The 12,533-nt window shown below is 37.3% G+C and carries 10 protein-coding genes; 7 read left to right on the top strand and 3 right to left on the bottom strand.

All coding sequences use genetic code 11. The annotated features are described in order from the left end of the window. Positions 1–64 precede the first annotated feature (64 nt). The 4 genes from HQN83_RS14580 to HQN83_RS14565 all read left to right on the top strand — a co-directional run bounded on the left by HQN83_RS14580 (position 65) and on the right by HQN83_RS14565 (position 4,384). Positions 65–1,516 carry a TolC family protein gene (locus tag HQN83_RS14580; RefSeq protein WP_173091070.1) on the top strand — a complete coding sequence of 484 codons (1,452 nt, stop codon included), beginning with the start codon at positions 65–67 and terminating at the stop codon, positions 1,514–1,516. A gap of 68 nt (positions 1,517–1,584) precedes the next feature. After that, complete coding sequence (locus tag HQN83_RS14575) at positions 1,585–2,925, top strand: efflux RND transporter periplasmic adaptor subunit (protein WP_173091069.1); 1,341 nt, start codon at positions 1,585–1,587, stop codon at positions 2,923–2,925. Between the two features lie 82 nt (positions 2,926–3,007). After that, positions 3,008–4,006, top strand: coding sequence for an NAD(P)H-dependent glycerol-3-phosphate dehydrogenase (locus HQN83_RS14570; RefSeq protein WP_173091068.1), 999 nt, complete (start codon positions 3,008–3,010; stop codon positions 4,004–4,006). Positions 4,007–4,051: 45 nt separating this feature from the next. Beyond that, a complete protein-coding gene (locus HQN83_RS14565) occupies positions 4,052–4,384 on the top strand; it encodes a hypothetical protein (RefSeq protein ID WP_173091067.1) in 333 nt (110 codons plus the stop codon). Between the two features lie 195 nt (positions 4,385–4,579). Here HQN83_RS14565 and HQN83_RS14560 read toward each other — a convergent pair whose 3' ends face one another. After that, positions 4,580–6,457, bottom strand: a complete 1,878-nt coding sequence (locus HQN83_RS14560) for a DEAD/DEAH box helicase (RefSeq protein ID WP_173091066.1) — start codon at positions 6,455–6,457, stop codon at positions 4,580–4,582. A gap of 83 nt (positions 6,458–6,540) precedes the next feature. After that, the gene (locus HQN83_RS14555; RefSeq protein WP_173091065.1) at positions 6,541–7,008 is read right to left on the bottom strand and encodes a DUF4293 domain-containing protein; all 468 of its coding nucleotides are present in this window, start codon (positions 7,006–7,008) and stop codon (positions 6,541–6,543) included. An 84-nt stretch (positions 7,009–7,092) separates the two neighbouring features. Between HQN83_RS14555 and truA the strand changes: the two genes are divergently transcribed. Both truA and HQN83_RS14545 read left to right on the top strand, forming a co-directional pair. Further along, complete coding sequence (gene truA / locus HQN83_RS14550; RefSeq protein ID WP_173091064.1) at positions 7,093–7,863, top strand: tRNA pseudouridine(38-40) synthase TruA; 771 nt, start codon at positions 7,093–7,095, stop codon at positions 7,861–7,863. Positions 7,864–7,866: 3 nt separating this feature from the next. Continuing rightward, positions 7,867–9,639, top strand: coding sequence for an ABC transporter ATP-binding protein (locus tag HQN83_RS14545; protein WP_173091063.1), 1,773 nt, complete (start codon positions 7,867–7,869; stop codon positions 9,637–9,639). 262 nt (positions 9,640–9,901) lie between these two features. Here HQN83_RS14545 and HQN83_RS14540 read toward each other — a convergent pair whose 3' ends face one another. Beyond that, the gene (locus HQN83_RS14540) at positions 9,902–10,537 is read right to left on the bottom strand and encodes a DsbA family oxidoreductase (protein ID WP_173091062.1); all 636 of its coding nucleotides are present in this window, start codon (positions 10,535–10,537) and stop codon (positions 9,902–9,904) included. Between the two features lie 247 nt (positions 10,538–10,784). On the opposite strand from HQN83_RS14540, the gene HQN83_RS14535 reads away from it, so the two are divergent. Beyond that, positions 10,785–12,521 (top strand): GMC family oxidoreductase, encoded by a 1,737-nt coding sequence (locus HQN83_RS14535; protein ID WP_173091061.1) that lies wholly within the window; start codon positions 10,785–10,787, stop codon positions 12,519–12,521. Positions 12,522–12,533: the final 12 nt, after the last annotated feature.

Raw genomic sequence — 12,533 nt, 5'->3', positions numbered from 1 at the left:
ATTTGAGAATGCTCAATTAGTTTCACAACTAAAAAGAGAATCAAATCTCAGTGAAAATTAAATTATGAAAAAAATTATCCCTTATAGTACATTACCTAAAGTTACATTGGCACTCTCCTTTATGTTTATTACAGGTTTTGTGCAAAAAACTAACGCTCAGGAAATCATTACGATACAACAAGCAATAGATGAAACTTTACATAATAACCTTCAGGTAAAACAATCTCAATTGAGCGAAAGTTTGTCTGATGAGAACTTTAAGCAATCAAAAAATGCCCTTTTACCAACGTTAAATAGTAACGGGAGCTACAATATAAATTACGGTCGAAGCGTCGATCCTTCAACCAATCAGTTCAATAGTCAGCAGTTTTCTTCTTTTAACGGAGGGGTGTCAACCAGTATTAATGTTTTTCAAGGGTTTCAAAAGCTAAATCAAATAAAACAAAACAAAATTTTATTGGATGCTGATAAAACCAATACCGCTAAGGTTAAGAATGACTTGATTTTAAAGGTGATTACTTCTTATTTGGATATTCTATATAATAAAGACTTTTTGGTAGCTGCAAAACAACAATTGTCGGTTGCTCAACAACAGCTTAAGCAACAACAAGAGCTTTTGGATGTAGGTAATAAGACGCTTGCTGATCTTGCTGAGGCTAAGGCACAGGTTGCTACCGCTGATCTTGATGTGGTTACTGCTGAAAATTCGTTATCAATTTCTTACCTCACGTTGGCTCAGTTAATGGATATACCATCAGCTACTAAATATGATGTTAAGGCGCCTTTATTGGAAAGTTTTAGCAAGCCATTAACCAATGTTAATCCTGATGAAGTATATAGCTCGGCACTAAGTGTTTTTCCTGATATTAAACTGGCAGCTTTAAGAACTGAAGCTTCAAAAAGAGGAATGGACATAGCAAAAGGTAATTATTATCCGAGTTTATCATTTGGAGCGGGATTGAGTACTAATTATTCAAGCGGTAGAAAATCAATAGTTGGTGTTATTCCTAAGGAAGACAAAGTGGTTGGAGTAGTAGAGGGTACTACAACAAGAGTAGTAGCTCCAGACTTTACCACCCTTACAGAAAATTACAAGTTTAAGAATCAGATTCAAGACAACTTTGGTCAGTATGTTGGGTTAAGCTTACAGATTCCAATCTTTAATGGCTTCTCTGCAAGATCAACGGTAAGGAAAGCTAGAATAGCTTATATGCAGAATCAGACTGAAGAACAACTTGTTAAAAATAATTTGAATAAAATTATTTATCAGGCAGTTGCTGATTTGAAAGCTGCAAGTGGTACGTTCGAGTCGACAACCAATACTTTTACTGCCAGAAAAGAGGCGTTTTCAGTAATAGAGCAACGCTATAATGTTGGTTTAGTTAACTCTTTAGATTACAATACCTCATTAACAAATAAGAATAAAGCAGAAATAGACATGATTAGGGCTAAGTATGATTTACTTTTCAAAGCAAAAGTTATTGATTACTACTTAGGTCAACAAATAGTTTTCTAGGAGCAGGATATAAATTCGCACAATTTAATGCACCTGGATCATAAATAATAAAAAATAAATAAATTGAAATGAAACTAAAACCGATACTAATTGTAATAGGCGTTATCATTGTCCTGCTGGCCGGAGCAAAATTTACCGGCTTAATAGGAGGTGATAAGACTGAGAAGGTGACGATTGAAAAGGCTGCTGATAGGAAAGTTATTGAAACTGTTACTGCCAGTGGTAAGGTACAGCCTGAAACCGAAGTGAAACTAAGCTCTGAAGTATCGGGTGAGGTTACTGAACTTTTGGTTAAAGAAGGTGATGTGGTTAAAAAGGGCCAATTGCTGATTAAAGTTAGACCAGATGTGCTTCAATCTGGATTTGAAAGAGCTGTTGCCTCAAACAACACTCAAAAAGCTCAGGTTGTGGCTGCAGAGCAACAATTGAAACAGGCAAATGCAAACTTCGATAATACTGAAGCTTCTTTTAAAAGAAGTCAGGAGCTTTTTAACAGAAAGGTGATCTCTGCTTCGGAGTTTGATGCTTCTAAAGCACAATATTTCTCTGCCTTAGCTGATATTGCAAGATTGAAAGCTATGGTTACTGGTGCTAAATATAGTTTAGCTGAAGGTGGTGCTAATGTTAAGGAAGCTGGGGCTAATCTTGCCAAAGCAACTATCTATGCTCCTGTTGATGGGGTAATCTCTAAATTATCTGTTGAATTGGGAGATCGTATTCTTGGTACAGCTCAAATGGCAGGTACTGAGATTATGCGTATTTCTAATCTATCATCAATGGAAGTAAACGTTGATGTGAATGAGAATGATATTAATAGGGTTAATGTTGGAGATAGCTCGATTATTGAGGTAGATGCATTTGGAGATACTAAATTTAAAGGTATTGTAACTGAAATTGCAAGCTCGTCTAAAGATGTTGGCGCTGCAACAAGTTCTGTTGATCAGGTAACAAACTTTAATGTTAAGGTTCGTATTCTGGCTGAATCATACAGTAGTATTAAAACTGGTGCCAAAGATCTTCCTTCTCCATTCAGACCAGGTATGTCGGCAACTGTTGATATCGAAAGCGAGTCTGTAAAAGGCTTGGCTATTCCAATTCAATCTGTATTTACAGAAGATAAGACTAAATCTGATAAACCTGCTGACAATAATGAAAATGCAGATAAGCAGAAATCTAAACTTTCTGATAAAACCGTTAAACAATATGTTTATGTGTTTAATAATGGCACAGTAAAACGTACTGAGGTTACAACAGGGATTCAAAATGATCAATATATCATTATCAAATCTGGACTTAAAGCGAATCAGGAAGTGGTAACAGGTCCATACTCTGCAATTCAAAACAGATTAAAGGATGGTATGAAAGTAGAAAAAACCACTAAGGATCAATTGTTTGCCGCTCCTAAATAGAAAGTAAGCAATATCAGTCATTTAAAATAAGTAAATTGCCCCCGGTTTAAAACAATAAGCCGGGGCTTTTTATTTATAAATTATGATACCTAAAGTTGCAATGATTGGTGGCGGTAGTTGGGCTACTGCAATCATAAAAATGCTTTCAGATAATTTCACCGCAAAGGAAATTTATTGGTGGATGAGGAATCAGGATTCAATAGTTCACTTACAGAAATATAAGCATAATCCAAATTATCTGAGTTCTGTTGAAATCAGGATTCCTGAAGATAATATCTCAGATGATATTTCGGATATTATTGAAAAGGCCGAATACATTATTTTAAATGTGCCTGCAGCTTTTTTAAAAGCAACCTTGGATGGGATAACTCCTGAGCAATTAAAGGGCAAAAAGATCATTTCTGCCATTAAAGGGATAGTGCCTGATGAGAATCTTATCATTGGCGAGTTCCTAAATCAGAAATATAATGTCTCTTATGAGGATATTGTAGTAATAAGCGGACCTTGTCATGCTGAAGAGGTGGCTTTAGAGAAGTTGTCTTATCTAACAATAGCCTCCACTAATCTGGATCTTGCAGCAACATTTTCAAGGCTTTTAAGCACACGATATATTAAAACCAATATTTCTGATGATATTTTTGGTACTGAATATGCTGCTGTTCTAAAAAATATATATGCTGTAGCCAGTGGTATTTGTCATGGTGTGGGGTATGGTGACAATTTTCAGGCTGTTTTGATATCAAATGCAATTAGGGAGATAAAAAGATTTGTTGATGCCGTTCATCCTATTTCGAGAGACATAAAGGAATCAGCCTATCTTGGAGATCTGCTGGTAACAGCATATTCTCAATTTAGCCGTAATCGTACCTTCGGGAATATGATTGGCAAGGGGTATACCGTGAAATCTGCACAGTTGGAGATGAATATGGTTGCCGAAGGTTATTACGCGGTAAATTCTATGCATCATGTAAATAAAAAGTACAAGGTTGATATGCCTATTTGCAGGGCAGTTTATGCTATTTTGTACGAAAAGCATTCTCCTCATATTGAAATGCGTTTGCTTACTGAGCAGTTGAACTAGAAAAACAAATTGTGGCTGTAGTTGTTTTTATAGAAACATGTAACTATGAAAACAAAATTTGCAACGGGCTTATTAGCTCTCGCTCTATGTGCAGCAGTTTCTTTTAGCAGTAATGCACAAGATAAGAAGAAGGAATCGGTGCTTGATAAAACAGGCAAAGCCATCGGTAAAACGGCAACGAAAGTTGGTAATAAAACTGCAGAGGTTGCTGTAAAGGGCAGCTCTAAAGTGGTTGATAAGGTTTACAAAGGAAAAATGGCTCCGGATGGGACAGACGTATATATTGACGGTAAAAACAAAAAATACTATATCAATAAAAAAGGAGCTAAGATTTATCTTAAAGCATCTCAGATTAAAGAAAGACCTGTAAAACCATAAGAAAATGTTTTACTATGGAAGGAAGGATTCGTCATGCTGAATTTATTTCAGCATCTCACACTAGCAAGGCTTTCCTTCTCTTTAGAGGTCCTGAAATAAATTCAGGATCGCGATCGATTAAATAATAACAATGATATAAAAAAAGGCCCTTCAGAATTTCTGAAGGGCCTTTTTTGTATTAAGAAGATCTGTAAATTAAGATCTGCGTTTTCTGTCGTTTCCGCCTTCGCGTCTTCCGCTTCCACCTGCACCTCTATCCTCACGGCTTCTTCCAGAGAAATCTCTGAAACCACCACCGCTGTTTCCGCCTTCACGTCTTCCGCCTCCGCCACCACCGTAGCTTCTTCTCTCACCGCCTCCGCCTTCGCGTCTTCCACCACCGTAGCTTCCGCCTTCGCGTCTACCACCGCCTGAACCACCACGACTACGACCACCGCCATCACTGTCAGCAGTTTTTTCGATTCTTACACCACGGTTGTTAAATTCAACTCCTTTAAAGTTGCTGAATAATGACTCAACAGTTGCATCTTCAACCTCAAAGAATGAATAAACACCTTTTAAGTCGATTTTACCAATGCTTTTTCCGCTGATTTTACCGTTGTTACATACAAAAGATAATAAATCACCTCTTGTGAAATCATCAACAGAACCCAAGTTTATGAATAAACGGGTGTAACCATCGCTACCTCTGTGACTTCTTTCTCCACGTTCACCACGTTCTCCGCGCTCACCTCTGTCATCAGCAGATGAATTAAGATCAGGTGCATTTTTGTAATACTCTAAAAAGCGGTTAAACTCTAAAGATGCAAAACGTTTAATTACCTCATCTTTGCTTAGTTCAGCAAACTCATCCATAATACGAGGCATGTACTGCTCGATTTGGTTTTCGTTTACTTCAACATTGTGAACTTTGTGTACTAAAGCAAATAATTGTTTTTCGCAAACATCAAAACCAGTAGGTAGTTCAGCTTTAGTAAACTGTTTACCAATGATTCTTTCAATTTGACGGATTTTACCAATTTCTTTAGAGTTAACGATACAGATAGAAACACCTGTTTTACCAGCACGACCGGTACGGCCACTACGGTGAGTGTAACTTTCTATTTCGTCAGGTAAAGAGTAATTGATTACGTGAGTAACGTTATTTACATCGATACCACGGGCAGCAACGTCAGTAGCAATAAGCAACTGCATGTTACGATCGCGGAAACGTTGCATAACTTTATCACGTTGTTGCTGAGAAAGATCTCCGTGCAATGCATCAGCATTGTAGCCATCTTTAATTAAGTGTTCAGCAACGTCTTGAGTATCCAATTTGGTTTTACAGAATACTACTGCAAAAATTTCTGGATTAAAGTCAACAATACGTTTTAAAGCAGCGTATTTATCTCTTGCACGAACGATATAGTATTCGTGTTCAATGTTTACGTTACCTGTGTTTTTTGTTCCCATGGTTAGCTCAACTGGCTGATCCATGTAGTTTTTAGCTATTCTTCTAACCTCTGGAGGCATAGTTGCAGAGAATAACCATGTTTTTTTGTCGTCAGGAGTTGTTGACAAGATGTCGTTGATGTCTTCCTGGAAGCCCATGTTTAACATTTCATCAGCCTCATCTAAAACTACAAATTTCACATTACTGAAATCTATAGCCTTACGGCCAATAATGTCCAACATACGGCCGGGTGTAGCCACTACAATTTGTACACCGTTTCTAATTTCACGCAACTGTTGCATAATGTTTGCGCCACCGTAAACGGCAACTACATTAGCTCCAGAGATGTTTTTTGAGAAATTCTTGATGTCGCTGGTAATCTGCAAGCAAAGCTCTCTTGTAGGGCATAAAATCAATGCCTGAGGCTTATTGCTTTTAAAGTCTATCAATTCTAACAGCGGCAAACCAAATGCGGCTGTTTTTCCTGTTCCTGTTTGGGCCAAACCAACAAAATCGTTATTGCCCTCTAACAGCACAGGAATACTTTGTTCCTGAATAGGTGTTGGATTTTCGAAACCTAAATCCTTTACAGCATTAACAACGTCATCACTTATCCCCAATTTACTAAATGGGTTTATCATGTATATTATTTATTAAGCCGCAAAGGTAAGTTTAATATTTGGTATTTTACTGATGCGTAACTAAATAAAAATGAGCTAATTAATTATCTTAGTCTATCTGCGGACCTTAATAATTGCTCATCTTTACGGATTCCGCGGATCGCAAGTGCACAAAATAAGATGCTTAAGATAGGTAAAAATGCTGCTATACCGTAAGTTGCACCTTCAATTCCACCGGGGATTTTTTGAGCATAATTAAAGCCCCAAAATGACAGTGCTATGGTTAATATGATGGCTACACTAGCTAAACGTTTCTGTATAGTTCGGTTTTTAAAGCTAAATAATGTAACAATGCAAAGCACAGCAATTGCAATATTTGAAATAAACAGTGGTAAAAACGGCTCTACTTTTTGGCCTGTTCCGCTATCTCCAGAAATTGTCTGATGAAGACCATTTGTATAAATACTAAATTCACTTCCATTAACATTTTTAGTTAAGAAAGGCAAAAATAACATGCAAGTAAGTGTTAGGGCAGCTAATAAAAGCCATATAGATTGCACTCTTTGTATCATATCAATTCCATAATTTTAGCAAAGATATTAAAAGCGAAACACTAAGCAATCTAAAAACAGATTTAGAATATTAGATTTGTAACATTGAACACGCAACGTTATTTTATCGAATTATCGTATAATGGTACGGATTATCATGGTTGGCAAGTACAGCCTAATGCCGTTACTGTACAGGAATGCCTTGATAAGGCACTGTCTACATATTTTAGACAGCCTATTGTTACACTTGGCTGCGGTCGAACAGATGCCGGTGTGCACGCAACTCAATTTTATGCACACTTTGATATTGTACAAGAAAGTGAAGCGAATGAACTTAAACCTTTAAATTTTGGCCGTTCTGTAACAGGTATAAATTCTCTATTGCCTTATCAAATATCAGTAAAACGCATTTTTGAAGTTGAAAATATGGCTCATGCTCGCTTTGGTGCAACAGAAAGAGCTTATCACTATCATATACATTTTCATAAAGATCCGTTTAAGCTTGATCGGTCGTGGCTTTATAAAGGAGATCTTGATGTCACAGCAATGAATGAGGCTGCCGAAATCTTACTTAAACATACTGATTTCTCTTGTTTCAGTAAATCGAATACTCAAACGTTTACTAATAATTGTAAAATTACAGAAGCCCACTTTCAGGTAAAAGATGAATCTTTATTATTTACCATAAGAGCAGATCGATTTTTAAGAAATATGGTTCGTGCAATTGTTGGTACCTTAGTGCGAATTGGTAAAAAGGAAATTGACCTGGAGCAGTTTAAAGAAATAATTGAAAGTAAAAATAGAAGTAATGCCGGACAATCAGTACCTGCATGCGGTTTATATCTTGTGAGTGTAGTCTATCCCTTTGTAAAATAAAATATGTCTAAAATAACCGGTGATGTAATTAATGTAGGCTTGTTGAAAAGGGTTTTTCAATACGTAAAACCATACCAGCGCATTTTTATTATTTCTGTAATACTTACTATACTGCTTGCTGTTTTGGCTCCTTTAAGGCCAATTCTTATCGGCTACACACTGGATCATCATATTATTACCGGGGATTATAGTGGATTACTAAACATGACCATACTTATGGTTATCCTGCTTGTTGTACAAACAGGAGTGCAGTATAGTCATACTTTGCTTACAAATACTTTGGGGCAGTCGGCGATCCGTGATCTCAGGATTAATGTGTTTAATCATATCACCAAATTAAGGCTTAAATATTTTGACAATACACCGATAGGGCAATTGATTACCCGCACGGTTTCAGATCTTGAAACCATTGCAGAGATTTTTTCTGAGGGTTTAATTGTAATTATTGGTGATATTTTAATGGTGATTGTAATTATCGGAGTGATGATATATCAGGACTGGGCTTTATCACTTGTGGTGTTATTACCTATGCCTTTACTTATTATTGCTACCTCGATTTTTCAGAAAGCAATTAAATCAGCTTTTCAGGAAATCAGAACCGAAGTGTCTAATTTAAATACATACTTACAAGAGCACATTACAGGTGTTTCGATTATTCAATATTTTGCCAGGGAAAAGCAAGAGTACAATAAGTTTTTAAAAATTAATGGTCGCTATCGCGATGCCAACATTCGCTCTAATTGGTATTATTCTATATTTTTCCCGGTTGTAGAGATTATTTCGGCAATGTCACTTGGTTTATTGGTTTGGTATGGTGCCAGAACAATCCTTAGTAATCCTGATATTAAACCAGGAATTATCACGGAGTTTATTATGTATATCGGTATGCTTTTCAGACCAATTAGAGAGCTTGCTGATAAATTTAATACCCTCCAAATGGGTATGGTTGGTGCCGAACGTGTATTTAAGGTTTTAGATACCGATGAGGTTACTGAGAACAAGGGCACGTATGCGCCGGAAGTGATGAAAGGTAATATTTCGTTTGATAAGGTTTGGTTTGCATATAATGATGAGAATTATGTGTTGAAAGATATATCCTTTGAAGTTGAAGCCGGTAAAACCATTGCGCTTGTTGGAGCAACCGGTGCGGGGAAATCATCAACAATCAATATCTTAAACCGCTTTTATGAAATTCAAAAGGGAGAGATTAAAGTTGATGGAGTAAGGATACAAGATTACGAATTGGGCTATTTGAGGAATCAAATCGCTACTGTATTGCAAGATGTTTTCCTCTTCTCGGATACCATCTTTAATAACATAACGCTTAATAATGATTCGATCACTATGGAAGAGGTGGTTGATGCAGCAAAAAAGGTAGGCGCTCATGATTTTATAGAGCGATTGCCGGGTGGATATCAATATAATGTAATGGAGCGTGGGGCAACGTTATCGGCAGGACAGGCTCAGCTGATTTCTTTTATCAGAGCGTTGGTGTATAATCCTGCAATTTTGGTATTGGATGAGGCTACTTCGTCTGTTGATACTGAAACTGAAATGCTTATTCAGCGTGCAATAGAGAATTTAATGAAAGGCCGTACTTCTATTGTGATTGCCCATCGATTATCAACAATACAGAAAGCAGATAAGATTCTTGTATTGGAGAAAGGTGAGATTAAAGAAATGGGAACACATCAGCAATTACTTAAGCTTGATGGTTATTATAAGAAGCTGTACGATTTGCAGTTTAACTCAACTGGTATTTCTACCTCAATTTAAAGGGAAAAAAATCATGATTCTTCTCATCCTCAGATTTTTGAAGGGAAAAATCTGCATGTCTTCGAAGAACACGGTTTTTTTCAGTAAAATAGTTATGCATAATGGCTAAATGCAAGGTTGAAGGCAATGCATCGCCATTTTAAATTGTTATGTGAAATAGACGGTGGGTTTTACTTTAAAATCAGTTTCTCAGAAAAGGCCTAGGAAGTTTTGTCCCTTTTTCAGGGACAAAAGATTCCAGACTTTGAAGAGAATACTTATTTTAACCTTTTTGAAACGCCTGATTTAGCGCGCCTAAAAATGTTTCCGGTGATTGTGCTCCTGAAACAGCAAGCTTTTGATTGAATATGAAAAAAGGAACACCTTTAATTCCGATAGTTTGTGCAGCATTTTCATCATATCTTACCTCGTCAGTAAAATCAGTACTGCTCAGCATGGTTTGAACCGAAAGTTTGTCAATGCCAATTTTAACACCGATTTCAACTAGTGATTGATGATCACTGATGTTAACGCCATCTGTGAAATGAGCTTTAAATAATTGCTCTTCAGCTTCATCACCCAATCCCATCGACTTTGCCAATTGGATTAATCTATGTGCATCAAAAGAATTTGCGACTACGGAGATGTCAAAATTGAAATCTAACCCAACAGCTGCAGCAGTTTCCTTTACCTGCTCATGAGTTTCTATAGCCCATTCCTTCGATCTGCCATATTTGTCAGCCAGGTATTCATAGGCGCTGATTTCAGGAGTGGTTTCAGCATTTGGATCAAGCTCATAGCTATGCCATTCAACTTCAATTTTATCCTTATGCTCAAACTGTTCAAGAGCAGTCTCAAATTTTCTTTTCCCTATATAACAGAACGGGCAACGCACGTCCGACCAGATATCTACTTTCATAGGTGCAAATTTATAGATATGGATTTGTTTATCGCTTTATGTTGTTAATTATGAGTTTTGTGTGATGAATTCATTAATTAGAGTCGTTATAAATAAGCCTAGATTTTTCAGTGGAATTCTAAAATTTGTATATTACTTATTCTTACGTTCTTAACTTTTATCCCAAACCATTATTGTTGTTACAGATGGCTGTTTTGGGAATAAAATGGATAGTAAATCGTTACTTTTAAAAAAAACCAAATTGTAAATGAGCGAATTTGAAATTAAGAAATCAGGCGTCGAATATGATGCTATCATTGTAGGATCAGGTGCCGGGGGAGGTATGACCGGATATGTACTTGCCAATGCAGGTTTGAAAGTGTTAATGCTAGAAGCTGGTTCTTATTTTGATCCGCGAGTTGATTCTGCGCAATTAAAATGGCCATGGGAATCTCCTAGAAGAGGTGCTGGTACTACCAGACATTTTGGTGATTTTGATGCCGCTTATGGCGGATGGGAACTAGAAGGAGAACCTTATACTCAGAAAAATAATTCGGAGTTTTCTTGGTTCCGTTCCAGGATGCTTGGTGGAAGAACAAATCACTGGGGGCGTATCTCTTTGAGAATGGGGCCAGATGATTTTAAACCTAAAGATGGACTTACAGATTCCTGGCCTATTACTTACCAAGAGCTAAAACCTTTTTACGATAAAGTAGATAGGATGATTGGCCTTTATGGTACTGTAGAAGGTATTGAAAGTGAACCCGATGGTATATTTATGACTCCTCCAAAGCCAAGGCTAAATGAGTTATTTATAAAAAAAGCGGCACAAAAGGTAGGCGTGCGTGTTATTCCGGGAAGAGGCTCTGTGCTTACAGAAGGATTAAAAGATAATAAAGATCGCGGACAATGCTTTTATTGCGGTCAGTGTGGTAGGTCGTGTAAAGTTTACGCTGACTTTTCATCTTCTTCCTGCTTGGTTATTCCTGCGGTGAAGACAGGAAATCTTACCGTTATCACAAATGCCATGGTAAGAGAGGTACTTACCGATAAAACCGGAAAAGCTACCGGTGTATCTTATGTAAATACAAAAGATATGCAAGAGTATCAGGTTAATGGTAAAACCATTGTTCTGGGCGCTAGTGCATGTGAATCTGCAAGGCTATTACTTAACTCTAAATCTGCTGCCCACCCTGATGGAATTGCGAATAGCAGTGGAGTAGTTGGTAAGTACCTACATGATTCTACAGGAGCCAGTATGGGTGGATATTTACCTCAGCTGGTAGATCGTAAAAGATATAATGAAGATGGTGCAGGAAGTATACATATATACTCTCCATGGTGGCTTGATAATAAAAAACTTGATTTCCCGAGAGGGTACCATATAGAATATGGTGGCGGACTTGATATGCCAGGTTATGGATTTGGATGGGGTATAGAGGGACAAAATGGAACTATACCTGGTAGAGATGGAAAAAAGAAAGAAGCCGGCGGGTATGGGGCTGGTTTGAAAGATGATTATAGGCGTTTCTACGGAACAGGTGTTTGGATGGCTGGTAGGGGGACTGCTATAGCCAGAGAGAGCAACTATTGCGAAATAGATCCTAACGTAGTAGATAAATACGGAATTCCGGTTCTTAGATTCAATTATAAATGGGCACCTGAAGAAGTAAAACAAGCCAAGCATATGCAGGAAACCTTTAAGGAGATCATGCACGCCATGGGTGCTGTTGCTTCTGAGCCTCCTGGTGCAGATACTAATTACGGATTAGAAGCTCCAGGTAAAATTATACACGAAGTTGGTACAGTTAGAATGGGTGATGATCCTAAAAAATCTGCGCTAAACAGATGGTGTCAGGCGCATGACTGTAAAAACTTATTTGTAGTAGATGCTGCCCCTTTCGTACAGCAAGGTGATAAAAATGCTACCTGGACAATTCTTGCGCTTTCTATGCGTACTGCAGAATACATTTTAGAACAAAAGAAAAATTTAAACATTAGCTGATCTCAAATCTAT

The organism is Pedobacter foliorum (assembly GCF_013266735.1).
Taxonomy (GTDB): Bacteria; Bacteroidota; Bacteroidia; order Sphingobacteriales; family Sphingobacteriaceae; genus Pedobacter; species Pedobacter foliorum.
The sequence above is the reverse complement of the archived record's forward strand: the minus strand, read 5'-3'. Positions and strand labels throughout refer to the sequence as shown.

Excerpts from the sequence above, each read along its gene's own strand:
- HQN83_RS14580 (WP_173091070.1), top strand. The coding sequence starts at position 65 with ATGAAAAAAATTATCCCTTATAGTACATTACCTAAAGTTACATTGGCA.
- HQN83_RS14575 (WP_173091069.1), top strand. The coding sequence starts at position 1,585 with ATGAAACTAAAACCGATACTAATTGTAATAGGCGTTATCATTGTCCTG.
- HQN83_RS14570 (WP_173091068.1), top strand. The coding sequence starts at position 3,008 with ATGATACCTAAAGTTGCAATGATTGGTGGCGGTAGTTGGGCTACTGCA.
- HQN83_RS14565 (WP_173091067.1), top strand. The coding sequence starts at position 4,052 with ATGAAAACAAAATTTGCAACGGGCTTATTAGCTCTCGCTCTATGTGCA.
- HQN83_RS14560 (WP_173091066.1), bottom strand. The coding sequence starts at position 6,457 with ATGATAAACCCATTTAGTAAATTGGGGATAAGTGATGACGTTGTTAAT.
- HQN83_RS14555 (WP_173091065.1), bottom strand. The coding sequence starts at position 7,008 with ATGATACAAAGAGTGCAATCTATATGGCTTTTATTAGCTGCCCTAACA.
- HQN83_RS14545 (WP_173091063.1), top strand. The coding sequence starts at position 7,867 with ATGTCTAAAATAACCGGTGATGTAATTAATGTAGGCTTGTTGAAAAGG.
- HQN83_RS14540 (WP_173091062.1), bottom strand. The coding sequence starts at position 10,537 with ATGAAAGTAGATATCTGGTCGGACGTGCGTTGCCCGTTCTGTTATATA.
- HQN83_RS14535 (WP_173091061.1), top strand. The coding sequence starts at position 10,785 with ATGAGCGAATTTGAAATTAAGAAATCAGGCGTCGAATATGATGCTATC.